Origin of the sequence: Coralliovum pocilloporae, from assembly GCF_030845175.1 — a bacterium.
GTDB classification, from domain to species: domain Bacteria; phylum Pseudomonadota; class Alphaproteobacteria; order Rhizobiales; family Cohaesibacteraceae; genus Coralliovum; species Coralliovum pocilloporae.
The window spans coordinates 1,559,230-1,584,506 of the sequence record NZ_CP132542.1 but is presented as its reverse complement, the minus strand read 5'-3'; the positions used below and the strand labels follow the sequence as shown (position 1 = coordinate 1,584,506).

Genomic DNA, 25,277 nt, shown 5'->3' with positions numbered 1-25,277 from the left:
GAGACGCTTTGGCAGATTGATTTGGCAGCAAGAGTCTGTCAGGTTTGCACTGAGTTCAACAGGTTGGCAGCGTCTATATGGGCCGATTAAGAAAAAGCCACGAGGAAGGTCATAACCGGAAATTCCTCGTTGTGATTGATGAGACACCCGAGTGCGGCACGGCATTGTCCTATGCCGCGATCCGGGCAGAACATACAGGCGGCGGCCTTGTGCTGCTTTATGTGGTCGAACCCGGCGGGTTCCAGCACTGGCTTGGTGTCGAGAATATCATGCGGGCGGAAGCTATTGAGGAAGCGCGCATGAAGCTGACCGACTTTGCCGAGGCAGCCCGCGCCAAGGCGCTTGTTGATCCGGAGCTGATTGTCCGTGAGGGTCAGGTGACCGAGGAAATCGTCAACCTCATCAGTGAAGATGAAGATATTGCCATTCTCGTGCTCGGTGCCGCTGAAAGTTCGGACGGACCGGGCCCGCTTGTCTCAGCCATTGCCAGTGGCGGGACCGGCAGTCTGGCTATCCCGGTGACAATTGTCCCCGGTGATCTGACGGATGAGGAAATTCTGGCGATTGCCTGATGCTTGCAACAGATCAGACAAAGCCTTACATGTGTTTCGCAGTTTAGAACTGCTCAAAACAATAGCCTGCTTATCGCGAAAGGCACTCCCATGTTTATTCAGACCGAGGCGACACCCAACCCGGCTACGATGAAGTTTCTTCCAGGCCGTGTGGTTCTTGAAGAAGGCACTGCTGATTTCCGTTCTCTGGATGAAACAGACAAGTCTCCTCTGGCGCAGCGCCTGTTTGCCGTTGACGGGATTGCTGGCGTGTTCTTTGGTTATGATTTCATCACCATCACCAAGGGTGACGCAGACTGGCAGCATATCAAGCCGGCCATTCTGGGCGCGATCATGGAACATTTCATGTCCGGCAGCCCGGCCGTTGAATCCGAGCAGTCCGGCGCTCCAGGTGAAGAGTTTTTTGATGAGGCGGATCTTGAAACCGTCAACACCATCAAGGAACTGCTGGAGACCCGCGTGCGCCCGGCCGTGGCGGCTGATGGCGGAGACATTGTTTTCCACGGTTTCAAGGATGGCATCGTCTATCTGCACATGCGCGGTGCCTGCGCCGGATGCCCATCCTCCACACTGACCCTGAAGCACGGCATTGAAAACCTGCTCCGGCACTTCCTGCCGGATGTACAGGAAGTTCGGGCCGCCTGATCAGACCAGACAGAAGACCGGATTGATGCGGATACTGGCGATTGATACGGCTCTGGCCGCCTGCTCCGTCGCCTTTGCCGATACGGAAAGTGAGACGCTCTGCAGCCACAGTGACGTCATCGGCAAGGGCCATGCTGAGCATCTTCCCGGTCTTGTTGACAAGGTTCTGGCCGAGGCTGGCGCAACATTCGGGACAATCGACCGGATTGCTGTCACCGTCGGGCCCGGCAGCTTCACCGGATTGCGTGTCGGTATAGCGGCGGCGCGGGGCTATGGCCTTGCTGTTGGCTGCCCTGTCGTTGGTATCTCCACGCTTGATGCCCTACTTGAAGAAGGCAGGAGCCTTGCAAGCGACAGGCCGATCCTTGCCGCTCTTGATGCCCGACGCGGCCAAGTCTATGTCCGCAGCTCTCTCCCCTCAGACCCTTATGCAGAACCGGCAGCCGTGCTGCTTCAGGATCTTGCAGCCGGTCTGGACGGATATGCCCTCATCGGCTCAGCCGCCCAGCTGCTTCTGGATCTTGATGCAATCCGGCAGGACAATGTGCTGAGCCACAGTGAGTATCCGGATATTCAGGCCGTCCTGCGGCTGGGACTTGAAGCGGATACGGCCCAGAGTCCCACACCCCTCTATCTTCGTCCGCCCGATGCCAAGCCACAGACCAGGGCCCGGATTGCCCGCGCATGAGCCTGTTCGGACAAAATCAGTCTGCCCTTATCCGCAACGCCAGTCAGGACGACCTGCGCGCCATGGCTTCCCTGCATGAGAGCTGCTTTGCCCGCGGGTGGAGCAAGGCAGAGCTTGCCGATCTTCTGGCTGACACGTCGGTTCTGACCCTGTCCGCTTTCCAGCGCACCTGGACTGGCACCCTGCGACTGGCTGCCTTTCTTGTCACCCGTCAGGCTGCAGATGAAGCGGAAATCCTCACCCTTGCCGTGAATCCAACCTATCGCCGCCGTCATATTGCCCAGTCACTTCTGCACGAAGCAGGTCGCAGGCTTGTCGCAGAAGGTATCTCAACCGTGTTTCTCGAGGTGGATGAAGGCAACCTGTCAGCCTGTCACCTCTATGAGAAAAACGGCTTTGAAGTGGTCGGCAAGCGGAGCGGATATTACCAGGACAAGGACGGCCACAAGGCAACTGCCCTTGTCATGCGCACAGATCTTAGCTAATCGCTAGGCACAGAAACCGAATAATCCCTGGCACGACGATTCGAGAAGTCATATGGAACCGGAAAAAACCCTGGAGGAACTGTGCGCAGCAAACGGCATGCGCATGACCGATCAGCGCCGGGTGATTGCCCGTATTCTGCAGGATGCCTCAGACCATCCGGATGTGGAAGAACTGTATCGCCGGGCTGTGGCTGTTGATGACAAGATCTCGATTTCAACTGTCTACCGGACCGTAAAGCTGTTCGAGGATGCCGGGATCATCGCCCGACATGACTTCCGCGATGGCCGCTCACGCTATGAGACCATTCCTGATGAGCATCATGATCACCTGATTGATCTGAGGAGTGGTTCCGTTATCGAATTTCGCTCCGAAGATATCGAGCGGCTTCAGGAGATCGTGGCCCGTGAGCTGGGTTTCAAACTCGTCGACCACCGGCTGGAGCTGTATGGCGTTCCCCTTGATGATGACAAGGCGTAGGTCCGGTTGATGGCAAAGGCGCGCGCGGTCTTTTCTCTGGTTGCTCTGGCGCTGTTTCTGATCCCGGGCCTGCCACTGCAATGGATCTGCGTTCGATTCAAGCTGCCACCGGCCCGTCTGATTCCCAATCTCTTTCATCGCTATGTCTGCGCTGCAATCGGTGTTCGCATCCATATCGAAGGCGCCCCAACCGGCAAACGGCCACTCCTTATCACCTCGAACCATCTGTCCTGGCTGGATATACCGGTTCTCAGTGCGGTGATGCCGCTTTCCTTTGTTGCCAAGTCCGATGTGGCCGGCTGGCCCATTATCGGGACGTTTGCCCGGCTGCAACGATCCATTTTTGTTGAACGAACACGACGCTCTGCCACTGGCAAGGCCGCAAGCCAGATGGCGGATCGCCTGTCGGATGGAGACCCTATTGTCCTCTTTCCTGAAGGTACATCATCCGATGGCAATTATACGCTCCCCTTCAAAAGCGCCCTGATTGGCGCAACCGAGAAGGTTATTGCGGGCGCATCCGATCATTCTGATGTGCTGATCCAGCCCGTCTCGATTGCCTATACACGGCTTGATGGTCTGCCCATGACCCGCCGCGACCGACCGGCAACCGCCTGGTATGGTGATATGGATCTCGGGCCCCATCTCTGGGATATCCTGAAAGGTGGCGCGGTGGATGTGACCGTCAGCTTTGGCGATCCCGTTTCCATCCATGATTTTGCCAACCGCAAGGTGATGGCAAAACATCTGGAAGACACGGTCCGGCAGATGACGGTGAGAGCGACCCTTGGCCGACCGGATGCCGAATAGCAGGAAATTCATTTCCAAACGGCAGAAAACAGGCTAAGGAGACGCCTCGCGCCGGATAAAAAGACCCGTCGCGCCATTGCCATCATGAAATCGACATGCGGACACACTATGTGATGTCCTGAAAGACCAGTTCCGTTAGTGATATGAGCGACGCACGCAAGACCGTTTTTGTAAAGACCTATGGCTGCCAGATGAACGTCTATGATTCCGACCGGATGACCGACGCTCTGCTGCCAAGCGGCTATGATGTGACGGAAACGATCGAGGGTGCCGATCTGGTTATTCTCAACACCTGTCACATTCGGGAAAAAGCGGCGGAAAAAGTCTATTCAGAGCTCGGGCGCATCCGCAAGCTGAAGGAAGCGCGTGAAGCCCAGGGCGGTTCCATGATGATCGGCGTTGCCGGTTGTGTGGCCCAGGCTGAGGGCGAGGAAATCGTTCGTCGTTCGCCCGTGGTTGATCTCGTCTTCGGTCCGCAAAGCTATCACAAGCTTCCCGATCTGATTGACAAGGCCAAAGACACACGCGGCCTTGTGGATACGGACTTTCCGGTCGAGGACAAGTTTGCGGCTCTTCCCAAGCCGGACAAGAAACTGACACAGGCCCGCGGCTCAACCGCTTTCCTGACTGTGCAGGAAGGCTGCGACAAGTTCTGCGCCTTCTGCGTGGTGCCCTATACGCGCGGGGCTGAAGTGTCCCGGTCTGTTGCCCAGATTCAGGCCGAAGCCCAGGCTCTGGTTGAGGCAGGTGTCCGTGAAATCACCCTGCTCGGACAGAACGTCAATGCCTGGCATGGAGAAGGTCAGGACGGTCGGGAATGGGGTCTTGGCGAGCTGCTTCACCACCTGGCTGATATAGAAGGCCTGGAGCGGCTGCGCTATACCACAAGCCATCCGGGTGATATGGATGATGCGTTGATCGATGCGCATGGTTCTCTCGACAAGCTGATGCCCTATCTGCATCTGCCGGTTCAGTCAGGCTCCGACGCCATCCTGAAAGCCATGAACCGCCGTCATACGCGGGAGGACTATTTCCGTCTTGTGGACCGCATTCGCTCGGTACGGGACGATATTGCGCTTTCCGGTGATTTCATTGTCGGTTTTCCGGGTGAAACTGATCAGGACTTCGAGGATACGCTCGACCTTGTCCGGCGGGTGACATACGCCCAGGCCTATTCCTTCAAATACAGCCCCCGGCCTGGCACACCCGCTGCCGACAGCGAGGAGCAGGTGCCGGAAGATGTGAAATCCGAGCGACTTTATCGTCTGCAGGACCTGCTCAAAGAACAACAGGCGGCTTTCAACCAGTCCTGTCTGGGACGGGAAATGGATCTTCTGCTTGAGCGCCCGGGGCGCATGGATGGCCAGCTGGTGGGCCGTTCTCCGTGGCTGCAGGCCGTGCAGGTTGAAGCGCCTCAGAGCCTTATCGGTCAGATCGCACGGGTACGGATCGACAAGGTTGGCAATAACAGTCTGTTTGCATCATTGACGGACACGCCGGTTTGGGCGCACTCTGAGATCAGTGAACAGGATTCGCAAGCAGAGAGGTCGCTCGTTGAGCACTGACATATCTGACGCCACGTCCGGCGGATCCGGGAATGGGGCTCATGCCTCTGATCTCGGTCATATTGTTCTGGCTTTCGATGACAACCGCCTTGTTGGCCTGCTGTTCGGGGAATTCGATCAGAACCTCGCCATGATTGAGCAGAAGATCGGCGTTGACGTTATTGCACGCGGCAACAAGGTCACCATCAAAGGCGATGGTGACGCCTGTGAACAGGCCCGGCACGTTCTGGAAAGCCTCTATCAGCGCCTTCTGTCCGGTGAGGATCTGGTCCCCGGTGATGTGGATGGCGCGGTCCGGGTTGCAGCACAAAGTGCAGCCCAGCTTTCCCTGCCTACACTTGAGACAAAGAACCGCCAGTCCATGGCGCAGATTTCAACACGCCGGAAAACCCTGATTGCCCGGTCGACCACTCAGGATGCCTATATCCGGGCGATGGACCGGGTGGAAATGATCTTCGGTGTCGGGCCCGCCGGTACGGGCAAGACCTATCTGGCCGTCGCGTATGCAGCAGCCCTTCTTGAGCGGGGGGAGATTTCCCGGCTGATCCTGTCGCGGCCTGCCGTTGAAGCCGGTGAACGACTTGGCTTCCTGCCCGGCGACATGAAGGAGAAGGTCGACCCCTATCTCCGGCCTCTTTATGACGCTCTCTACGATATGATGTCGCCGGAAAAGGTGGATCGTGGCCTGCAGTCCGGCATGATCGAGATCGCTCCCCTTGCCTTCATGCGCGGGCGGACGCTGTCTGATGCGGTTGTCATTCTGGACGAGGCGCAGAACACCACCAGTATGCAGATGAAGATGTTCCTGACCCGGCTTGGCGAGGGGTCAAAGATGATCATCACCGGCGATCCGAGTCAGGTCGATCTGCCACCCGGCCAGACATCCGGTCTGCGGGAAGCTCTGGCGCTTCTGAAAGATGTGGAAGGTGTTGCTCAGGTCCGCTTCCGCGATCAGGATGTGGTACGCCATGAACTGGTTGCCCGTATTGTACGTGCCTATGATGAAGCGGGGCGTCAGAAAGCAGAGGCGAAAGCCTCCAGGGTGACTGAAGCGGATTGATGCCGGTCATGACTGATTTCGATATTGATGTTCTGGTGGAAGCCGACGCCTGGGGTGATCCTGATGATCTGGAAGCCATGGCGGAGCGCGCCATTGAGGCTGCCTGTTCGACACTCAAGACGTCCTTTGCCGTACCCCAGGAGCTCTCTGCCGTCTTCACGGATGATGCCGCAATTCGCGTCCTCAACAGGGATTACCGGCAGAAGGATAAGCCAACCAATGTGCTGTCCTTCCCGCAATCCGATAATCCGCTTGATGATCCGTCCGGCCTTCTCGGTGACATCATTCTCGCCTATGAGACGGTTCGAAGGGAGGCCGATCAATCCGATCGCTCCTTTCAGGATCACGTTACTCACCTTATTGTTCACGGTTTTCTTCATCTTTTGGGCTATGATCATCTGAATGACGATGAAGCTGAAGAGATGGAACGATTGGAAATTTCTATTCTTGGCTCGCTCGATATTGATGATCCCTATGGAGATCACCCGATCGACGAGTTTCCGGTAAACTGATCATGACACCTGACACGCAGCAGACCCCCTCTATCACTGACGAAGACGACGACTCGCGAAGTAGCAAATCCGGGTCATCCGAGACCGTTGAACCGGTCAAGGCAGACACGCAACCTGCACGACAGGGAGAGCCCTGGATTGACCGGTTACGGAATCTTCTGGGATTCAGGGATCCAGGCCGTCTGAGACATGACCTTGAACAGGCCCTGACCGATGATCACGGGGAAGCATCCGACTTCTCACCTGAAGAAAAGGAAATGCTGCGCAACATCCTGCGCCTCAGGGAAGTGCGCGTGGATGACGTCATGGTGCCCCGCGCCGACATCAATGCTGTTGAAGCCGATATCACGCTTGGCGCTCTGTTGGAGATTTTCCGGGAAGCGGGGCATTCCCGCATGCCGGTCTATAACGACACACTGGATGACCCGCGTGGCATGGTCCACATCAAGGATGTGATGGCTTATATTATCGAGACGGCCCAGCCCAACGGTGATTCAAAAACGAACCTGCCGCAGCTTGATGACGAGCATGTTGATCTGACCCGTACGCTCTCTGACTGCAATCTGATCCGCGATGTTCTCTTTGTCCCTCCATCCATGCCGGCAACGGACCTTCTTGCCAAGATGCAGGCCAGCCGCACCCAGATGGCCCTGGTAATCGATGAGTATGGCGGAACAGACGGACTGGTCTCCCTTGAAGACGTGGTCGAGACTGTTGTGGGCGATATCGAAGATGAACATGACGTGGACGACAGCGAGCTGATTGTTGAAGCCGGTGCTGACCAGTGGATCGCTGATGCACGGGTCGCGCTTGATGATCTCGCTGAGACCCTCGGTGATGATTTCCATGCTGGCGAACACAGCGAGGATGTGGATACGCTGGGTGGATTGCTCTTTGTCCTGATCGGTCGGATACCGGTTCGCGGGGAGTTGATAACCGCCCTTCCCAACTTCGAATTCGAAGTTGTTGATGCTGATCCGCGGCGGATCAAGAAGCTCAGGATCTTCAAGGGCAAGCAGGGTGTGGCACGCCCGAAGCTCTGGCGCGGAGAGGCGCGTTCATCTGATCAGAAGTCTTAGAATCAAAACCCTGATTCTCCATTCAATCGAAAACCGTTAATGTCGTGATCGGGTGATTCGCGCCGTTGAAGAGCCAGGGTGCGCCTTGTTTGAAGTGTCATGGCCAGGACAACATCACCGACCGACAGATTACATGCCAGTTGGCGGGATATTCGACTTTGATTGATGCATTTGCCGACCGTTTGATTATTCTCTGGGGATGGCGCCGCCTGTTTGTTGCCTTTGTTTTCGGCGTCGCATCCATCCTTGCCTTTGCGCCGTTCAATTTCCCACCTGTTCTCTGGATCACCCTTCCGGGACTTGTCTGGCTGCTTGATGGAGCCGGAACGGAGCGCGGGACAATCCGCCAGAGGTTGCGTGCCCCCTTCGCAGTGGGCTGGTGGTTCGGTTTTGGCTTTTTCACCGCTGGCCTCCACTGGATGGGAAGTGCTTTCTTCGTCGACCCGGCGCGTGACGCGCTTCTGGTTCCGTTCGCCATTTTTGGCCTTCCTGCCGCCCTGGCCATCTTCTGGGGGCTCGCCACGGGCCTTGCACGTCTCTTCTGGCTGGAAGGCTGGCCCCGTGTCCTGTCTCTGACGCTCTTTCTGTTTCTTGCCGAGTTTCTGAGGGGTCACATCCTGACGGGGTTCCCCTGGAATCTGCTTGGCTACGCGCTGGCTCCAACTCCCCTGCTGATGCAGTCCGCCTCAATCATCGGCATCTATGGGCTGACCTTCTTTGCCATTCTGGTTTTTGCTGCACCTGCTGCCCTGACGGGAAACCGGAAAAATAGCGTGTTCCTGAGCATCACATGCTGCCTGGTCATGCTTCATGCAGGCTTTGGTGCCTATCGTCTTTCAACGGCTGAAATGGAACCTGCGGAATCTGTTCGTGTCAGGATTGTTCAGCCGGCTATCGCACAAACAGAGAAATGGAAGCCGGAGAACCGCGAGGCAATTCTCCGGGCTTACCTTGACCTGAGCACAGCTGAAGGTGCAGACAAAACCGGCCTTCTTGGCATCACTCATCTCATCTGGCCAGAGGTTGCCCTGCCCTATCTTATGGCGGAGGACGCCCGCACGCTTACAGCGATTGCGGATCTTCTGCCTTCTGAAACCCGCCTTCTTACAGGAGCTATCCGATCACAGATATCCAATGATGGAGCCGAGCGGGACTATTTCAACTCTGTCTATGTGATCAATGATGACGGTGCACTGGCCGACTCTTACGACAAGGTTCATCTTGTGCCGTTTGGCGAATATCTGCCGTTAAGACCCATTCTGGAGGCAATCGGGCTCTCACCGATCGTTCAGTCAGCCGGTCGGTTCAAGGCAGGTCGCCGCCTGAGGCCGGTCGATCCCGGGATTGGCCCGCCGGTTGGTATCCTGATCTGTTATGAGGCGATCTTTCCTGGGCTGGCATCAGGTTGGGAAGAAAGGCCAGGCTGGCTCCTGAATGTGACCAATGATGCATGGTTTGGCGAAACCATCGGACCACACCAGCATTTCGCCCAGACCCGCCTGAGAGCCGTCGAGAGCGGCCTTAGCATTGTCCGGGCCGCCAATACGGGTATTTCCGCAGTGATTGACCCATTCGGACGCGTTGACAATCTGTTGTCGCTGGGTGAACGATCTATTCTGGATTCTGAAGTTCCCAAAGCACAGCAGGCAACCATATATAGCTCTTATGGTAGTATATTCTTTTTTATATACGTTTTTTCAGCTGTGTTGTTACTTTCCCATCTTATATACCGTGAAAGACAAGGTCTGTGATTGACTCGGTTCGATTTTACAAGCCATAGTCGGGTCAGGCGCTAATGGTTGTCAAAGCAGCCAAAACCCTTTAACCGGGAAATCTCATCAGCATATTTAACAAGCGCCAGATAAGAAGCCGCTGATGAGATCAACATAAACAGAAAAAGAGGGGCCACAATGGCCAGTAAAAAAGCTCCGAACCCAATTGATATCCATGTTGGCAGCCGCGTCCGTCTTCGGCGCATGATGCTTGGTATGAGTCAGGAAAAACTTGGCGAACATCTCGGCATCACATTCCAGCAGATTCAGAAATATGAAAAAGGCACCAACCGTATAGGTGCAAGCCGCCTCCAGCACATTGCAACCGTGCTCGGTGTGCCGGTGGCCTTCTTCTTTGAAGATGCGCCAGGCACACCTTCAGAAGCCGCTGAGGGGTTCTCAGATTCCCAGTCCGGTTCCTACGTGGTGGACTTCCTGTCCAGCTCGGAAGGCCTCCAGCTCAACAAGGCGTTCGTCAAGATCAAGGATGCCAAGACACGCCGCAAAGTGGTTGAGCTGGTCCAGGCAATTTCAAGCGCGGATTCCGCTTAAAGCTTGACCCGGCATCGAAAGATTGCCAAAAGACCTGAAATCTGGTTGAGGAGCCGCCTTGCGGCTCCTCTTCCGTTATGTCGTCATAAAATACGTCTTGTTTATTGATGTTCTCAAAGATCCCGGCCAGCATTCAGGCATCTTGAGAGCAATCGCGATGGAGAGTGCCGTGGCACGTCAAGATTACCTGTTCACCAGTGAATCCGTTTCTGAAGGTCATCCGGACAAAATCTGTGATCAGATTTCAGACGCCATCCTTGATGCCTATCTGGAAGCAGACCCGTATTCTCGTGTTGCTGTTGAAACTCTGACAACAACCAATCGCGTGGTTCTCGCCGGTGAAGTCCGTGGCCCGGACAGCATGAATGCTGATCGGATGGAGCAGATTGCACGGGATGTAATCAAGCAGATCGGTTATGAGCAGGACGGTTTTCACTGGCAGACAGCTGATATCTCCGTTCACGTACATGAGCAGTCTGCTGACATCGCGCAAGGCGTTGATGAAGGTGCGGACAAGGACGAAGGCGCTGGCGACCAGGGCATCATGTTCGGCTATGCGGTGAACGAGACACCCGAGCTGATGCCTGCTCCGATCTATTATGCTCATCAGATTCTGAAGCGTCTGTCTGACGTGCGCCACTCGGGCGAGCAAGCCGCCCTTGGCCCTGATGCCAAGAGCCAGCTCTCAGTTCGCTACGAGAACGGCAAGCCTGTAGAAGTCACATCGCTGGTCCTTTCCACGCAGCATCTTGACGAGGCTCTGACGTCTGCTGACATCCGCGACATGGTCGAGCCTTACATCCGCTCGGTTCTGCCGGAAAGCTGGGTCACAGACCAGACAGTCTGGCACGTTAACCCGACCGGCAAGTTCGTTATTGGTGGTCCGGACGGTGATGCAGGCCTGACCGGTCGCAAGATCATCGTTGACACCTATGGCGGTGCCGCACCTCACGGTGGTGGCGCATTCTCCGGTAAAGACCCAACCAAGGTTGATCGCTCCGCAGCCTATGCCTCGCGCTATCTGGCCAAAAACGTGGTTGCTGCAGGTCTGGCAGAACGCTGTGTTATTCAGCTTTCTTATGCGATCGGTGTAGCCGAGCCTCTGTCTCTTTATGTGGATACCCAGGGTACCGGAACCGTCGATGAGGCAAAGATTGAAGCGGCGCTGATGAACGTGATGGACCTGACGCCACGCGGCATTCGCCAGCACCTCAGTCTGAACCGGCCGATTTATCAGCGCACAGCATCCTATGGCCATTTCGGTCGCGCACCTGAAGCTGATGGCGGCTTCTCCTGGGAGCGTACCGACCTGATTGATGCCATTCGGTCTGCGATCGGCTGATACTCAATCTGACGGTCTGTATGACATGATGCGCGATCCTGCAGAATCCGCCTTTTATGGACGACGCAAGGGCCACAAGCTGAGACCCGGACAGGAAGACCTGATGGATGGTCTTCTGTCCGATCTGTCGCTTGATGTGAGCCGGCCTGCGCCTTCGGCCATGCAATCCCTTTTCCCCAGACCTGTTCGGGAAATCTGGCTTGAAATCGGCTTTGGTGGTGGCGAGCATCTTCTGCATCAGGCCAGCCTTCACCCTGATATTGGCTTTATCGGTGTCGAGCCGTTCGTCAATGGCATGGCCAAGGCGCTTGCGGGTATTGCACAGGGCGGGCAGGACAATATCCGCCTCTATCACGATGATGCCCTGCATGTGCTGAACTGGTTGCCGGACAGCTGCCTCAGCCGCGTCTATCTGCTCTATCCGGACCCCTGGCCGAAGAAGAGACACTGGAAACGCCGATTTGTGTCCCAGAGCACACTTGACCAGTTTGCCCGTACGCTCAGGCCGGATGGGGAATTTCGCTTTGCCTCAGATATCGATACCTATGTGGACTGGACCCTGCGCCACTGCCACGCATCCGGCAGATTTCGCTGGACGGCCGACCAGGCCTCCGACTGGCACGCTCCATGGGCTGACTGGATCAGGACACGGTACGAAGCCAAAGCCATACGGGAAGGCCGCACGCCAGCCTATCTCACCTTCAGCAAGCAGGCAGACTGATTGCTGAAATAAAAGCGCGGCGGACGTTTGCTCTCTTGCCAAACCGCCTTTGTAGGCGTATAGAGGCATCAATATATCTCTGAACGATAGAGAATCGTTGAGAGTGGGACCTCCGGGACCCGCTCTTTTTTGTTATCTGGGGCCTGTTAAACGCTTATCGTATGATAGATTTAGTCAACGCCGATCTAAATGAACCTCGCCTGATCGAGGAAAAGGGACTGGACGCGCGCATTGCCGCGATTGTCGAGCCCGCCATTCTGGACCTGGGCTATCGCCTTGTGCGGGCGCGCATCAGTGGTCTGAACGGCTGCACGCTGCAGATCATGGCAGAGCGCCCGGATGGCAAAATGTCTGTTGATGATTGCGAGGCTGTCAGCAAGGCCGTCTCGCCTGTTCTTGACGTGGAAGACCCGATTGACCGGGCCTATCACCTGGAGGTCTCCTCTCCGGGGATTGACCGGCCGCTTGTTCGCGAGAGCGATTTTCTGCGCTGGACAGGGCATGTCACGAAACTGGAAACCGCCCTTCTGATCAACGGGCGACGCCGCTTTCGCGGGACAATCCTCGCTGTTGAGGATGGAAATCTGACCATCCGTATGGATGATGCCGGAGCTGATGGTGATGCAGACGCAACCATCCGGCTGGATGAAATTGGGGAAGCTAAGCTGGTTCTGACCGATGCATTGATTGATGCAGCGCTCAAGGCCGGAACGGCAGAAGAAAGCCGCGACGCCTAGAACCCGACGAATGGAGACGACATAATGGCCATTAGTGCGAACCGTCTTGAACTCCTGCAGATCGCTGATGCGGTCGCGCGAGAGAAATCAATTGACCGGCAAATCGTCATCTCGGCTATGGAAGACGCCATCCAGAAAGCCGCGCGGTCGCGCTATGGCTCTGAAACCGATGTGCGCGCCGAAATCAACGGCAAGACCGGCGAAGTCCGGCTTTATCGCGCAACCACCATTGTGGAAGAGGTTGAGGATCCGATTACCCAGATTTCTCTGGACGAAGCCCGCAAGAGCAATCCGTCTGCCGAGTTGGGCGATGTTCTGACTGATCCGCTGCCACCGCTGGATTTTGGCCGTATCTCTGCACAGTCCGCCAAGCAGGTTATTGTCCAGAAAGTTCGTGAAGCCGAACGTGATCGCCAGTTTGAAGAATTTGAGAACCGTGTCGGCGAAGTGGTCAACGGTCAGGTCAAACGCGTAGAATATGGTAATGTGATCGTCGATCTCGGACGGGCGGAAGCCATTGTGCGCCGCGATGAGATGATCCCGCGCGAAACCTATCGCTATGGCGACCGTATCCGCGCCTATATCTATGATGTGCGCCGGGAACAGCGTGGCCCGCAGATCTTTCTGTCCAGGACTCATCCGCAGTTCATGGCCAAGTTGTTTGGCATGGAAGTGCCGGAAATCTATGACGGCATCATCACCATCCGCTCTGTTGCCCGTGATCCGGGTTCGCGCGCCAAGATCGCCGTGATTTCAACGGATTCATCCATTGATCCGGTCGGTGCCTGTGTGGGTATGCGCGGCAGCCGTGTTCAGGCTGTGGTCAACGAGCTTCAGGGTGAAAAGATCGACATCATCCCGTGGTCCGAAGATTCTGCAAGCTTCATCGTCAACGCCCTACAGCCTGCCGAAGTGGCCAAAGTGGTGCTGGATGAGGATTCAGAGCGTATTGATGTGGTCGTTCCGGATGATCAGCTTTCTCTGGCTATTGGCCGTCGCGGGCAGAATGTACGTCTCGCCTCACAGTTGACGGGCTGGGATATCGACATTCTCACCGAGAATGAAGAATCCGAGCGTCGCCAGAAGGAATTCATGGAGCGCTCTGCACTGTTTACAGATGCCCTGGATTTGGACGAGGTTCTCGGTCAGCTTCTTGCCTCTGAAGGCTTCTCTTCGATTGAGGAAGTTGCCTATGTCGAGCAGGATGAAATTGCTGCTATTGAAGGCTTCGACTTTGAAACTGCTGAAGAACTTCAGAACCGCGCACGGGATCATCTGGAGCGTTTCGAGCAGGAGCAGAATGACAAGCGTATCGCTCTTGGTGTTGAGGACCAGCTGCGGGATGTCCCATGCATCACCACACCGATGATGGTCGCCCTTGGTGAAGATGACATCAAGACCGTTGAAGACCTCGCAGGCTGTGCAACCGATGATCTTGTCGGCTGGACCGAGAAGAAAGACGGTGAAGTCAAGCGCTTTGAAGGCACATTGAGCAGCCATGACGTGTCACGTGCAGACGCGGAAGACATGATCATGACCGCTCGTATTCTGGCCGGATGGATTGAAGCCCCTGTTGAAGAAGAAGACGAGGGTGAAGACGATCTGGGCGATGACGCCGAGCCGGCAGATGCTGTTGAGGTTGAGGAGACCGCCAGCCTGGCATAAGCCTCTGGCGGGATAACCGGTTGAACGGGAAGTCGGATCATGGCGCGTGCGTCAAAGCCTGTTGACCGGACATGCCTTGTGACACGGGATACCAAACCCGTTGACCAGATGATCCGATTTGTTCTGTCTCCGGACGGACAAGTAACACCAGATTTAAAGCGATCTCTTCCGGGTCGCGGGGTCTGGATAACCGGTTCGCGCGATTGTGTGCAGACCGCTGTGACAAAAAAGTTGTTCGCCCGGGGGTTTCGGACGGACGCCAAGGTTGATAATGATCTGCCTGATCGGATCGACGAATTGCTTCAGAAGGCAACTCTCGGCGGATTGGGACTGGCTACGAAAGCCGGACAGGTCGTTACAGGATTTGCCAAAGTCGAGTCGGCAATCAGCTCCGGAAAAGCGATTGCGCTCGTTCAGGCCTCAGATGGTGCCCCGGATGGCATCAGAAAAATGAAGCAGGTCGTTGCTCGGGCAACGGACTGTGAAAGCCGGCTCAAGGTTATTCGATTGTTCACATCGGAACAGTTGAATCAGGCACTGGGTCGAATGAATGTGATACACGCTGCGCTGCTTTCGAAGAGAGCATGTAGCAGTTTCTTGGAAAAAGCTCGTCAGCTAGCTCTTTATCGTGGATTAGAGTCATGACATAACGGGCCGATTTCGACGCGACACCGCAGGACGTTGGACGCATGGACGATACGAACAAAACTGGCGATAAATCTCAGGACGCAGGGCGTCGCAAGACACTTACGCTCAAGCGCAATGTGGAACAGGGCACGGTTCGCCAGAATTTCTCTCACGGCAGAACCAAGGCGGTCGTGGTCGAGAAGAAAAAGCGCCGCGTCGTTACCCCCAATGATCGGGGCGAAGGCGGCCGTGGTCGTGGCGGCAAGGGTGATCCCAACAACCGGACCCTGACAGCAGGCGAACGGGATGCACGCGCCATAGCGTTGCAGGAAGCCCGCCAGCGGGAAGTCATCGATCAGCAGAAGCGTGTTGAGGAAGAAGCCCGTCGCAAGGTCGAGGAAGAAGCACGCCGCAAGGCTGAGGAAGAGGCCCGGGTTCAGGCTGAAGCTGAAGCCCGTCAGAAGGCCGAAGAGGAAGCCCGTCGCAAGACTGAGGAAGAAGCTCAGGCAGCAAAGGCACCGGCAAAAACAGAAGCGTCTGCACCGGCAGCTGAAAAGCCTGCACGTGATGCACGCGGCGGCGATCGCGCTCCAGGCAATCGCCCAGCTCGCGACGGACAGGCCCGTGATGGACAGAGTCGCGGTGGGGACCGCCCTGGTGGACCGCGCTCTGATCGCGGACCTCGTCCCGGTGGTGGACGGCCTGACCAGAAACCCCGCACAGGTGCCGGCGGTGGACGTCCAGGTGGCCCACGCCCGATCACTCCGATGGAGCCAATTCCGCCGGAAAGCGAAAAGCCAAACCAGATCAAAGCTGTCAAGCGGTCACCAAAGGCGGCGGAACCGGCCAAGCCAGCCAAACCGTCCCGTACCGGTGGTGACGGCAAACAGCGTGCCAAACTGACGGTGACAAACGCTCTTGATCTCGACAATGAGCGCAGTCGCAGTCTGGCAGCCATGCGCCGCCGTCGCGAAAAGGAAAAACGCGCCCAGCAGCAGAATACACCACGTGAGAAAATTTCCCGCGAAGTTGTTCTGCCTGAAACCATTACGGTTCAGGAACTCGGCAACCGTATGTCCGAGCGTGCTGTTGATATTGTCCGCCTGCTGATGAAGCAGGGCCAGATGGCAAAGGTCACCGACATTCTGGATGCAGATACAGCTGAGCTGATCGCATCCGAGCTGGGCCACACAGTCAAGCGCGTCTCTGATGCTGATGTTGAAGAGGGTCTGTTCGCAGCTGATGACAACGATGATACCCTTGAGGCGCGGCCTCCGGTCGTCACCATCATGGGTCACGTTGACCACGGTAAGACCTCGCTGCTTGATGCGGTTCGCAACACCAATGTGGTCCGCGGTGAAGCTGGTGGCATTACCCAGCATATTGGTGCCTATCAGGTCGAGAAGAACGATCAGAAGATCACCTTCATCGATACCCCGGGCCACGCGGCCTTTACCGCGATGCGCGCCCGTGGTGCCCAGTCGACCGATATCGTCATTCTCGTGGTTGCCGCTGATGATGGCGTGATGCCGCAGACGATCGAGGCTATCAACCATGCCAAGGCCGCTGAAGTGCCGATCATCGTTGCTGTCAACAAGATCGACAAGCCTGCTGCGGATCCGAGCCGGGTGAAAACCGAGCTTCTGCAGCATGAAGTCTTTGTGGAATCCATGGGTGGCGACGTTCTGGAAGTGGAAGTATCTGCGCTTCAGGGCACAAATCTCGACAAGCTGCTGGATGCAATTCTTCTGCAGTCAGAACTGCTTGAACTTAAAGCCAACCCGGGCCGCTCTGCCGAAGGTACGGTTGTTGAAGCCAAACTCGACAAGGGTCGTGGTCCGGTTGCTACCGTTCTTGTTCAGCGCGGCACGCTGAATGTGGGTGATATTGTTGTGGCCGGTGAGCAGTGGGGCCGTGTTCGTGCCCTGCTTGATGACCAGAACAACCAGGTCAAGGTAGCCGAGCCATCCAAACCGGTCGAGATTCTCGGCTTCAATGCCGCTCCTGAAGCCGGTGACCGGGTTGCTGTGGTCGAAAACGAAGCCCGCGCGCGCGAAATTACCGAATATCGTCAGCGGAAAGGCCGTGAGCTGTCTCAGGCCCGCGCTCATCGCGGCTCGCTCGAGCAGATGCTCAACCAGCTCAAGGAAACCGGAACACAGAAGTTCCCGATCCTGATTAAAGGCGATGTGCAGGGTTCTGTTGAAGCCATCGTCGGCGCGCTTGAGAAGCTCGGCAATGATGAAGTTCAGGCTCAGGTTATCCATTCCGGCGTTGGCGCTGTCACAGAATCTGACGTGACCCTCGCTGAGGCGTCTGGTGCTCCAATCCTGGCGTTCAACGTCCGTGCCAACAAACAGGCTCGGGATTCCGCTGATCAGTCCGGTATTGAAGTCCGTTATTACAACATCATCTATGATCTGACGGATGACATCAAAGCCGCCATGTCTGGCCTGTTGAGCCCGGAACGTCGCGAGACCTTTATCGGTTACGCGGAAATTCTGGAAGTGTTCAACATCACTAAGGTCGGCAAGGTTGCCGGTTGCCGCGTTACCGAAGGTACAGTGGAACGTGGTTCCGGTGTCCGTCTTCTGCGCGACAACGTTGTTATCCACGAAGGCAAACTGTCGACGCTCAAGCGCTTCAAGGACGAAGTCAAGGAAGTGGTTGGCGGCCAGGAATGCGGTATGGCCTTCGAAAACTATCAGGACATCCGCCAGGGCGACATGATCGAGTGTTTCCGGGTGGAAGAAATCCAGCGTTCGCTGTAACCGGACGCCCATCGGACCCTGTCCGATCTCAATATGGAAGCGCCCGGGCCCACCCCGGCGCTTCTTTCCGTTTGACACAAGCGGTTTTCGGTCCGATTCCGATCTCCGCCTATTGAACAGGTAACATCATGTCTCAGCTTGGAGACGGCCAGTCCCAGCGCCAGCTTCGCGTTGGAGAACTGGTCCGCAAGGCACTGTCCGATATTCTCGCTCAGGGCCGCATTCACGATCCGGTTCTTGAAACCATGCTGGTGACCATTCCCGAAGTCCGGATGTCACCGGACCTGAAGATCGCAACAGCTTACGTTCTGCCACTGGGCGGCACTCCTGCGGACGGAGATAAGATTGTCAAAGCCCTGGCACAGAACAAGAAATTCCTGCGCGGGCAGATCGCACCAAGGCTGACACTGAAATACATGCCGGATCTGCGGTTCCGCTATGACGACCGGTTTGAGGAATCAAGCCGTATCGACGCCCTGCTTAATTCTCCCGAAGTGGTGCGTGACCTTCATCGCGATGAGGATGAGGACTGATCATGGGACGCAGGCGCAACAAGAAGAACAATGTCCACGGCTGGCTGATCCTCGATAAGCCCTATGACATGACCTCCACCAAAGCGGTTTCGATCATCAAGCGGATTTTTGATACGGGCAAGGCCGGTCACGCGGGAACACTGGACCCGCTGGCAACAGGCCTTCTGCCGATTGCTCTTGGCGAAGCCACAAAGACCGTGCCGTTTGTCATGGATGGCCGCAAGGTCTACCAGTTCACGGTGCGCTGGGGTGAGGAAACAGACACGGACGACACCGAAGGCGAGATTATTGACACCTCGTCAGGCCGCCCGACGGAGCAGGCCATCCGATCCGCACTGCCTCACTTTACCGGCACCATCATGCAGGTTCCGCCGCGCTTTTCCGCCATCAAGGTGAATGGCGAGCGCGCCTATGACCTGGCCCGTGACGGCGAAGAAGTGGAACTTGAAGCCCGCCCGATCACCATTCATCGCCTTGATCTGGTGGAGATGGTTGATGAGGATACGGCCGTCTTTGAAGCTGAATGCGGCAAAGGCACCTATGTCCGGGCCATTGCCCGCGATCTTGGCCGTCATCTGAAGACCAGAGGCCATGTGATTGCCCTTCGCCGGACCGTTGTCGGCCCATTTGACGAAGAGGATATGATTTCTCTGGAAAACCTGAGAGAAATGAGCAATAGTGCGCCCGCCGACGAGGGGGGCAATACTGACCTTTCTGAAGCTTTGTTACCTGTTGAGACCGCGCTGGACGACATCCCGGCCCTGGCCATCAACGGTAATGATCAGGCCCGGCTGAAACGCGGCCAGGCCATTCTCCTGCGTGGACGTGATGCACCCGTCTTTTCGGGCATCGCCTATGCCACATTCCAGGGCAATCTGATTGCTCTTGGTGATGTGTCTGGTGGTGAATTTTCACCAAAGCGCGTGTTTAACCTTACAGGCCAGTAGGCCTATCTCGACAAAAAGGAACATCCGATGTCGATTTCTGCAGCTCGCAAGCAAGAGCTTATTGCTGAATTCGCTACCAAAGACGGCGATACCGGTTCTCCCGAAGTTCAGGTTGCTATCCTGACCGAGCGGATCACCAACCTGACCGAACACTTCAAATCTCACGGCAAGGACAACCATTCCCGCCGCGGTCTTCTGAAGCTGGTCAGCCAGCGTCGTAGCCTGCTTGACTATGTCAAGTCTCACGACGTTGAGCGCTATCAGTCTCTGATCAAGCGTCTCGGCATTCGTCGCTAAGACAAAGAAGTTTCGAACGGCGGTTCCACAAGAGCCGCCGTTCACATTCCTGCACATCTCTCGTGCATTCAAAATGACATGCGAATCAGTCATGTCTCATGATTCTGGGCGGGGCACCGGTTTCGACCAGACCGAAAATACAGGAGCCATGGCAGGATTGCCGGATTGTCTCACAAGGGACAGTCTCGTCGTCTTGCTCATGGCTCGCCACGGATCGGAAGATCGAAAGGACAGTCATGTTTGACTATCAACGCGAAGAAATTGAATGGGGCGGACGTCCGCTCATCCTCGAGACGGGTAAGGTTGCCCGTCAGGCCGATGGCGCTGTCATGGCCACTTATGGCGAGACCACTGTTCTTGCCACTGTTGTTTCCGCAAAGGAACCAAAGCCGGGTCAGGACTTTTTCCCGCTGACCGTGAACTATCAGGAAAAGGCATTTGCTGCCGGTCGCATTCCAGGTGGCTTCTTCAAGCGTGAAGGCCGCCCGAGCGAGAAAGAAACCCTCACCAGCCGTCTGATCGACCGTCCGATCCGCCCGCTGTTCGTTGACGGTTACAAGTGCGACACACAGGTAATTATCTCAGTCCTTAGCCACGATCTGGAAAATGATCCGGATATCGTTGCCATGGTTGGTGCTTCTGCTGCCCTCACCCTGTCCGGCGCTCCGTTCATGGGCCCGATCGGTGGTGCGCGCGTTGGCTATGTTGACGGCGAATACGTTCTCAATCCGACCCTCGATCAGATGGCTGACAGCAAGCTTGATCTGGTTGTTGCCGGTACCCATGATGCTGTTCTGATGGTTGAATCAGAAGCTCAGGAACTGCCGGAAGACATCATGCTCGGCGCAGTGATGCACGGTCATGCCGGCTTCCAGCCTGTGATTGATGCCATCATCCGTCTGGCTGAGCGGTCTGCGAAAGAACCGCGCGAATTCTCCATGCCGGACACCAGCGAGCTGCTGGCGAAAGTCAAAGAGATTGCAGGCGCTGATCTGGAAGCCGCTTACTCCATCTCCACCAAAACCGAGCGCAAGGATGCCATCGACGCCGCCAAGGCGAAGGTTATCGACGCTCTGGTTGGTGAAGACGACGACGCGTCTCACAAGCAGGCCGTTTCCGAGCTGTTCAAGAAAGCGGAAAGCGACATCGTTCGTGGCCGCATCATTGAGCAGGGTGCCCGTATTGATGGCCGTGACGTTCAGACCGTTCGTCAGATCGTCTCTGAAGCTGGTATTCTGCCGCGCACACACGGTTCCGCTCTGTTTACCCGCGGTGAGACCCAGGCTCTGGTTGTTGCCACCCTCGGCACCGGCGATGACGAGCAGTTTGTTGACCAGCTCGAAGGCACCCGCAAGGAAGCCTTCATGCTGCACTACAACTTCCCGCCATTCTCCGTTGGTGAAACCGGTCGTATCGGCAGCCCGGGCCGTCGTGAAATCGGTCACGGCAAGCTGGCATGGCGCGCCATCCACCCGATGCTGCCGCCGCACCACGAGTTCCCGTACACGATCCGTCTGGTGTCTGACATCACCGAATCCAACGGCTCCTCCTCTATGGCAACCGTTTGCGGTTCCTCTCTGGCTCTGATGGACGCAGGTGTTCCGCTTCGTCGTCCGGTCGCCGGTATCGCCATGGGTCTGATCAAGGAAGGCGACAAGTTCGCTGTCCTCTCTGACATTCTCGGCGATGAAGACCACCTCGGCGACATGGACTTCAAGGTAGCGGGTACCGAGGAAGGTATCACCTCCCTGCAGATGGACATCAAGATCAACGGTATCACCGAAGAGATCATGCAGGTTGCTCTTGGCCAGGCCAAGGACGGTCGTCTGCACATCCTCGGTCGCATGGCCGAAGCTCTGAACGAAGCCCGTCCGGAGCTGGGTGAATATGCACCGCGCATCGAAGTGCTGCAGATCCCGGTCGACAAGATCCGTGAAGTGATCGGCTCCGGCGGTAAAGTGATCCGTGAGATCGTCGAAAAGACCGGCGCAAAAGTCGACATTCAGGACGACGGCACCGTGAAAGTCGCTTCCAACAGCGGTGAATCCATCACGGCTGCGCTGAACTGGATCAAGTCCATTGCGGCTGAGCCGGAAGTTGGCGAGATCTACCAGGGTACGGTCGTGAAAGTGGTCGACTTCGGTGCATTCGTGAACTTCTTCGGCGCACGTGACGGCCTCGTCCACATCAGCCAGCTGACCCAGGGCCGCCCGCAGACGGTCAAGGAAGTGGTGAATGAAGGCGACAAGGTCTATGTCAAGCTGATGGGCTTTGATGATCGCGGCAAGGTTCGCCTGTCCATGAAAGTGGTTGATCAGGAAACCGGCCAGGAAATTCCGAAAGACGAGTAGAAATCCGAGGACATCCCCCAGACTTCTGCCTTGACTGACAAGACACGAGAACGCGGCTCCAATCGGGGCCGCGTTTTTACTATGGGATAGTCGTCAATCCAATTTCCCCGCTAGCCAAAGTCTCCCTTTGACGCCATAACCACTGTCAGTGGAAATTCTGGTGGGGATATGCGTGATGGCTGAGCTTCTGACGCTCGATAACCTGTTCACCCTGATGATGCTGATCCTGTTGCAGGCGGTTCTCGGGTTCGACAACCTTCTCTATATTTCTCTTGAGTCAAAGAGAGTGGCACCGCATCGGCAGGCCTATGTGCGCCGGGTCGGGATTGGACTGGCCATTCTGTTGCGTATTGTACTGCTGTTTGTCATCACCTCGGCCATTCAATATTTCCAGGATCCGTTCACCCATTTCAATTGGCCGGGCGTGATTGAAGGCTCGCTGACCATTCACAGTCTGATCGTGCTGATCGGTGGTGTTTTCATCATGTATACGGCCACCAAGGAAATTGCCCATATGCTGTCTCTGGATGATCTGGAGCAGGATACGGAAGCTGGTGGCAAGTCCGTCACGATGGCGATTTTCTGGATTGTCGCGATGAATCTGGTGTTCTCCTTCGATTCCATCCTGTCGGCCATCGCCCTGACTGATGTGTTCTGGGTGATGGCAGCCGCTATCCTGATTTCAGGCCTCCTGATGATTGCACTTGCGGACCGGGTGTCAGATTTTCTGCAGAAAAACCGCATGTATGAGGTGCTCGGCCTGTTCATATTGTTCATTGTCGGCATTCTGCTTCTGTCAGAAGGCGGACATCTGTCTCACCTGAAGCTGTTTGGCACTGCAATTGAGCCGATGGCCAAGTCGACCTTCTATTTCGTCATCGGGGTGATGGTGCTGGTGGATATTGTCCAGGGCCGATATCAGCGCAAGCTCAATCGGGAACGGGAGCTGTTCCAGAAACCCTGATTGCTTCCGGGCTTCAAAACCTGTGTCCGGCCCGGAGAACCTCTTGACCGGATGCAGGTCTGCCCTATTTCCAAAAGGACTGTTTTGGTCTAAACAGTCGCACAATCTGGCACTTGGCAGGCCTCTGGGCCTGCCCGATCGATTTAAAGGCGAAAGCAATGATTCCTTACCGTTCTCGCACATCCACCCATGGCCGTAACATGGCAGGCGCACGCGGCCTGTGGCGCGCCACAGGCATGAAGGATGAAGATTTCGGCAAGCCGATTATTGCTGTGGTGAATTCCTTTACCCAGTTCGTGCCCGGCCATGTGCACTTGAAAGATCTCGGCCAGATGGTGGCACGCGAGATTGAGGCTGCGGGTGGCGTTGCAAAGGAGTTCAACACCATTGCCGTGGACGATGGCATCGCCATGGGCCATGACGGCATGCTCTATTCCCTGCCATCCCGCGATCTGATTGCCGATTCCGTTGAATATATGGCCAATGCCCATTGTGCCGATGCCCTTGTCTGCATTTCCAACTGCGACAAGATCACGCCAGGCATGATGATGGCCACCATGCGGCTGAACATCCCGACCATTTTCATCACCGGTGGCCCGATGGAAGCCGGGCGCGTGAACATTGATGGCAAGGAAATTGCGGTTGATCTGGTTGATGCCATGGTTCAGGCGGCCAATCCGGATCGGACCGACGAGGAAGTTGCGGAATTCGAAAAGAATGCCTGCCCGACCTGCGGCTCATGCTCCGGCATGTTCACCGCCAACTCGATGAACTGTCTGGCTGAAGCCCTCGGCCTGGCTCTTCCCGGAAACGGCACCGTTGTTGCCACTCATGCCGACCGTAAGGAACTGTTCCTGCGGGCTGCCCGGCAGATCGTTGAGCTGACCCGTCGCTATTATAAGGAAGGTGATGAAAGCGTCACCCCGCGCGGCATCGCCACGTTCAAGGCATTTGAAAATGCCATGACACTGGATATCTCCATGGGTGGCTCAACCAATACGATCCTGCATCTGCTGGCCATCGCTCGCGAAGCCCATGTGGACTTTACCCTTGAGCATATGGACGCCCTGTCCCGCAAGGTGCCCTGCCTGTCCAAGGTTGCTCCGGCTGTTCCTGATGTCCATATCGAAGATGTTCACCGCGCCGGTGGCATCATGTCGATCCTCGGGGAGCTGGATAAAGGCGGCCTTATCCATCGTGATGCATCCACCGTACATGCAGCGACCATGGGTGATGCACTGGATCAGTGGGATATCACCCGCACCAATTCCGAAGATGTGCATACGCTCTATAAGGCGGCACCGGGCGGCGTTCGGACCACAGTCGCTTTCAGCCAGGCCAGCCGCTACAAGGAACTGGACATGGATCGGGACGGTGGCGTCATCCGCTCCGTTGAGCAGGCCTTCACCAAGGATGGCGGCCTTGCAGTTCTGTTCGGCAACATTGCCCAGGAAGGCTGTGTGGTGAAAACCGCCGGTGTTGATGAAAGCATCTGGACCTTCACTGGCCCGGCCCGGGTTTGCGAAAGCCAGGATGAAGCCGTCAAACGCGTCCTCTCCAAGGATATTGTTGCCGGTGATGTGGTCATCATCCGCTATGAGGGTCCGAAGGGTGGCCCCGGCATGCAGGAAATGCTCTATCCGACCTCATATCTCAAATCCATGGGACTGGGCAAGGATTGCGCGCTGATCACCGATGGCCGGTTCTCCGGCGGCACCTCCGGCCTTTCCATCGGCCATGTGTCTCCGGAAGCAGCCGAGGGCGGTAATATCGGTCTTCTCCAGGAAGGTGATATGATCGAAATTGACATTCCTAACCGCGGTATCAATGTCCGTCTGTCCGATGAAGAACTGGCCGCGCGGCGCGGCGCCATGGACGCTAAGGGCAAAGATGCATGGGCTCCGGTTGAACCGCGCGAACGTCGGGTCTCAGCGGCGCTGCGTGCTTATGCTGCCATGGTGTCGAATGCCGCAAAGGGTGCTGTCCGCGACGTCTCCCAGATCGAGCGGAAATAGCGTCAAGTCTTTTTGATTCAATTGAGCGATCCCGGGTTGATGACAATCACCCGGGATTGTCTGTTCCAGCGCCAACAGAATGGACCGCG

24 protein-coding genes are annotated in these 25,277 nt (G+C 56.4%); all 24 read left to right on the top strand.

Features of this window, described 5'->3' with window-relative positions; all coding sequences use genetic code 11:
* Nucleotides 1-77: 77 nt before the first annotated feature.
* The 24 genes from RA157_RS07415 (at nt 78) to ilvD (ending at nt 25,188) form a co-directional block, all read left to right on the top strand.
* A complete protein-coding gene (locus tag RA157_RS07415; RefSeq protein ID WP_350335832.1) occupies nt 78-572 on the top strand; it encodes a universal stress protein in 495 nt (164 codons plus the stop codon).
* Between the two features lie 90 nt (nt 573-662).
* Nucleotides 663-1,217 carry a NifU family protein gene (locus RA157_RS07410; protein ID WP_350335831.1) on the top strand — a complete coding sequence of 185 codons (555 nt, stop codon included), beginning with the start codon at nt 663-665 and terminating at the stop codon, nt 1,215-1,217.
* Nucleotides 1,218-1,242: 25 nt separating this feature from the next.
* Nucleotides 1,243-1,905 carry a tRNA (adenosine(37)-N6)-threonylcarbamoyltransferase complex dimerization subunit type 1 TsaB gene (gene tsaB, locus RA157_RS07405; protein ID WP_350336167.1) on the top strand — a complete coding sequence of 221 codons (663 nt, stop codon included), beginning with the start codon at nt 1,243-1,245 and terminating at the stop codon, nt 1,903-1,905.
* Nucleotides 1,902-2,390, top strand: coding sequence for a GNAT family N-acetyltransferase (locus RA157_RS07400; RefSeq protein ID WP_350335830.1), 489 nt, complete (start codon nt 1,902-1,904; stop codon nt 2,388-2,390). Before tsaB ends, RA157_RS07400 begins: the two co-directional genes overlap by 4 nt.
* Nucleotides 2,391-2,442: 52 nt before the next feature.
* A complete protein-coding gene (locus RA157_RS07395; protein ID WP_350335829.1) occupies nt 2,443-2,868 on the top strand; it encodes a Fur family transcriptional regulator in 426 nt (141 codons plus the stop codon).
* Between the two features lie 9 nt (nt 2,869-2,877).
* Nucleotides 2,878-3,678 carry a lyso-ornithine lipid O-acyltransferase gene (gene olsA, locus RA157_RS07390; protein ID WP_350335828.1) on the top strand — a complete coding sequence of 267 codons (801 nt, stop codon included), beginning with the start codon at nt 2,878-2,880 and terminating at the stop codon, nt 3,676-3,678.
* Nucleotides 3,679-3,821: 143 nt separating this feature from the next.
* Nucleotides 3,822-5,243, top strand: a complete 1,422-nt coding sequence (gene miaB, locus RA157_RS07385; RefSeq protein WP_350335827.1) for a tRNA (N6-isopentenyl adenosine(37)-C2)-methylthiotransferase MiaB — start codon at nt 3,822-3,824, stop codon at nt 5,241-5,243.
* Nucleotides 5,233-6,303, top strand: coding sequence for a PhoH family protein (locus RA157_RS07380; protein ID WP_350335826.1), 1,071 nt, complete (start codon nt 5,233-5,235; stop codon nt 6,301-6,303). Before miaB ends, RA157_RS07380 begins: the two co-directional genes overlap by 11 nt.
* Before the next feature lie 8 nt (nt 6,304-6,311).
* Nucleotides 6,312-6,815: an rRNA maturation RNase YbeY gene (gene ybeY, locus RA157_RS07375; protein WP_350335825.1), complete on the top strand. Its 504-nt coding sequence runs from the start codon at nt 6,312-6,314 to the stop codon at nt 6,813-6,815.
* Nucleotides 6,816-6,817: 2 nt separating this feature from the next.
* Nucleotides 6,818-7,894 (top strand): hemolysin family protein, encoded by a 1,077-nt coding sequence (locus RA157_RS07370; protein WP_350335824.1) that lies wholly within the window; start codon nt 6,818-6,820, stop codon nt 7,892-7,894.
* 158 nt (nt 7,895-8,052) lie between these two features.
* Nucleotides 8,053-9,645 carry an apolipoprotein N-acyltransferase gene (gene lnt / locus RA157_RS07365; protein WP_350335823.1) on the top strand — a complete coding sequence of 531 codons (1,593 nt, stop codon included), beginning with the start codon at nt 8,053-8,055 and terminating at the stop codon, nt 9,643-9,645.
* 159 nt (nt 9,646-9,804) lie between these two features.
* Nucleotides 9,805-10,218, top strand: a complete 414-nt coding sequence (locus tag RA157_RS07360) for a helix-turn-helix domain-containing protein (RefSeq protein ID WP_350335822.1) — start codon at nt 9,805-9,807, stop codon at nt 10,216-10,218.
* A gap of 169 nt (nt 10,219-10,387) precedes the next feature.
* Nucleotides 10,388-11,560, top strand: a complete 1,173-nt coding sequence (gene metK, locus RA157_RS07355; protein WP_350335821.1) for a methionine adenosyltransferase — start codon at nt 10,388-10,390, stop codon at nt 11,558-11,560.
* The gene (gene trmB / locus RA157_RS07350; RefSeq protein WP_434058477.1) at nt 11,535-12,281 is read left to right on the top strand and encodes a tRNA (guanosine(46)-N7)-methyltransferase TrmB; all 747 of its coding nucleotides are present in this window, start codon (nt 11,535-11,537) and stop codon (nt 12,279-12,281) included. The genes metK and trmB overlap by 26 nt, the downstream gene beginning before the upstream one ends.
* Nucleotides 12,282-12,442: 161 nt before the next feature.
* On the top strand, nt 12,443-13,018 hold the full coding sequence (gene rimP, locus RA157_RS07345; protein ID WP_350335820.1) for a ribosome maturation factor RimP: 576 nt from the start codon (nt 12,443-12,445) through the stop codon (nt 13,016-13,018).
* A 24-nt stretch (nt 13,019-13,042) separates the two neighbouring features.
* Nucleotides 13,043-14,683 carry a transcription termination factor NusA gene (nusA, locus tag RA157_RS07340; protein WP_350335819.1) on the top strand — a complete coding sequence of 547 codons (1,641 nt, stop codon included), beginning with the start codon at nt 13,043-13,045 and terminating at the stop codon, nt 14,681-14,683.
* A 39-nt stretch (nt 14,684-14,722) separates the two neighbouring features.
* Entirely contained in the window at nt 14,723-15,328 is a 606-nt protein-coding gene (locus RA157_RS07335; RefSeq protein WP_350335818.1) for an RNA-binding protein, read from the top strand.
* A 44-nt stretch (nt 15,329-15,372) separates the two neighbouring features.
* Nucleotides 15,373-18,081 carry a translation initiation factor IF-2 gene (infB, locus tag RA157_RS07330; RefSeq protein WP_350335817.1) on the top strand — a complete coding sequence of 903 codons (2,709 nt, stop codon included), beginning with the start codon at nt 15,373-15,375 and terminating at the stop codon, nt 18,079-18,081.
* 128 nt (nt 18,082-18,209) lie between these two features.
* The gene (gene rbfA, locus RA157_RS07325) at nt 18,210-18,614 is read left to right on the top strand and encodes a 30S ribosome-binding factor RbfA (protein ID WP_350335816.1); all 405 of its coding nucleotides are present in this window, start codon (nt 18,210-18,212) and stop codon (nt 18,612-18,614) included.
* A 2-nt stretch (nt 18,615-18,616) separates the two neighbouring features.
* Nucleotides 18,617-19,561: a tRNA pseudouridine(55) synthase TruB gene (gene truB / locus RA157_RS07320; RefSeq protein ID WP_350335815.1), complete on the top strand. Its 945-nt coding sequence runs from the start codon at nt 18,617-18,619 to the stop codon at nt 19,559-19,561.
* Nucleotides 19,562-19,588: 27 nt separating this feature from the next.
* Nucleotides 19,589-19,858 carry a 30S ribosomal protein S15 gene (gene rpsO, locus RA157_RS07315; RefSeq protein WP_350335814.1) on the top strand — a complete coding sequence of 90 codons (270 nt, stop codon included), beginning with the start codon at nt 19,589-19,591 and terminating at the stop codon, nt 19,856-19,858.
* Nucleotides 19,859-20,094: 236 nt separating this feature from the next.
* The gene (pnp, locus tag RA157_RS07310) at nt 20,095-22,209 is read left to right on the top strand and encodes a polyribonucleotide nucleotidyltransferase (RefSeq protein ID WP_350335813.1); all 2,115 of its coding nucleotides are present in this window, start codon (nt 20,095-20,097) and stop codon (nt 22,207-22,209) included.
* A gap of 175 nt (nt 22,210-22,384) precedes the next feature.
* On the top strand, nt 22,385-23,173 hold the full coding sequence (locus RA157_RS07305; RefSeq protein WP_350335812.1) for a TerC family protein: 789 nt from the start codon (nt 22,385-22,387) through the stop codon (nt 23,171-23,173).
* 158 nt (nt 23,174-23,331) lie between these two features.
* A complete protein-coding gene (gene ilvD, locus RA157_RS07300; RefSeq protein WP_350335811.1) occupies nt 23,332-25,188 on the top strand; it encodes a dihydroxy-acid dehydratase in 1,857 nt (618 codons plus the stop codon).
* Nucleotides 25,189-25,277: the final 89 nt, after the last annotated feature.

Bases quoted from the DNA above. Each gene is read 5' to 3' on its own strand.
- RA157_RS07415 (WP_350335832.1), top strand. From the start codon at position 78: ATGGGCCGATTAAGAAAAAGCCACGAGGAAGGTCATAACCGGAAATTC.
- RA157_RS07410 (WP_350335831.1), top strand. From the start codon at position 663: ATGTTTATTCAGACCGAGGCGACACCCAACCCGGCTACGATGAAGTTT.
- tsaB (WP_350336167.1), top strand. From the start codon at position 1,243: ATGCGGATACTGGCGATTGATACGGCTCTGGCCGCCTGCTCCGTCGCC.
- RA157_RS07400 (WP_350335830.1), top strand. From the start codon at position 1,902: ATGAGCCTGTTCGGACAAAATCAGTCTGCCCTTATCCGCAACGCCAGT.
- RA157_RS07395 (WP_350335829.1), top strand. From the start codon at position 2,443: ATGGAACCGGAAAAAACCCTGGAGGAACTGTGCGCAGCAAACGGCATG.
- olsA (WP_350335828.1), top strand. From the start codon at position 2,878: ATGGCAAAGGCGCGCGCGGTCTTTTCTCTGGTTGCTCTGGCGCTGTTT.
- miaB (WP_350335827.1), top strand. From the start codon at position 3,822: ATGAGCGACGCACGCAAGACCGTTTTTGTAAAGACCTATGGCTGCCAG.
- ybeY (WP_350335825.1), top strand. From the start codon at position 6,312: ATGACTGATTTCGATATTGATGTTCTGGTGGAAGCCGACGCCTGGGGT.
- RA157_RS07370 (WP_350335824.1), top strand. From the start codon at position 6,818: ATGACACCTGACACGCAGCAGACCCCCTCTATCACTGACGAAGACGAC.
- RA157_RS07360 (WP_350335822.1), top strand. From the start codon at position 9,805: ATGGCCAGTAAAAAAGCTCCGAACCCAATTGATATCCATGTTGGCAGC.
- trmB (WP_434058477.1), top strand. From the start codon at position 11,535: ATGCCATTCGGTCTGCGATCGGCTGATACTCAATCTGACGGTCTGTAT.
- rimP (WP_350335820.1), top strand. From the start codon at position 12,443: ATGATAGATTTAGTCAACGCCGATCTAAATGAACCTCGCCTGATCGAG.
- nusA (WP_350335819.1), top strand. From the start codon at position 13,043: ATGGCCATTAGTGCGAACCGTCTTGAACTCCTGCAGATCGCTGATGCG.
- RA157_RS07335 (WP_350335818.1), top strand. From the start codon at position 14,723: ATGGCGCGTGCGTCAAAGCCTGTTGACCGGACATGCCTTGTGACACGG.
- infB (WP_350335817.1), top strand. From the start codon at position 15,373: ATGGACGATACGAACAAAACTGGCGATAAATCTCAGGACGCAGGGCGT.
- rbfA (WP_350335816.1), top strand. From the start codon at position 18,210: ATGTCTCAGCTTGGAGACGGCCAGTCCCAGCGCCAGCTTCGCGTTGGA.
- truB (WP_350335815.1), top strand. From the start codon at position 18,617: ATGGGACGCAGGCGCAACAAGAAGAACAATGTCCACGGCTGGCTGATC.
- rpsO (WP_350335814.1), top strand. From the start codon at position 19,589: ATGTCGATTTCTGCAGCTCGCAAGCAAGAGCTTATTGCTGAATTCGCT.
- pnp (WP_350335813.1), top strand. From the start codon at position 20,095: ATGTTTGACTATCAACGCGAAGAAATTGAATGGGGCGGACGTCCGCTC.
- RA157_RS07305 (WP_350335812.1), top strand. From the start codon at position 22,385: ATGGCTGAGCTTCTGACGCTCGATAACCTGTTCACCCTGATGATGCTG.
- ilvD (WP_350335811.1), top strand. From the start codon at position 23,332: ATGATTCCTTACCGTTCTCGCACATCCACCCATGGCCGTAACATGGCA.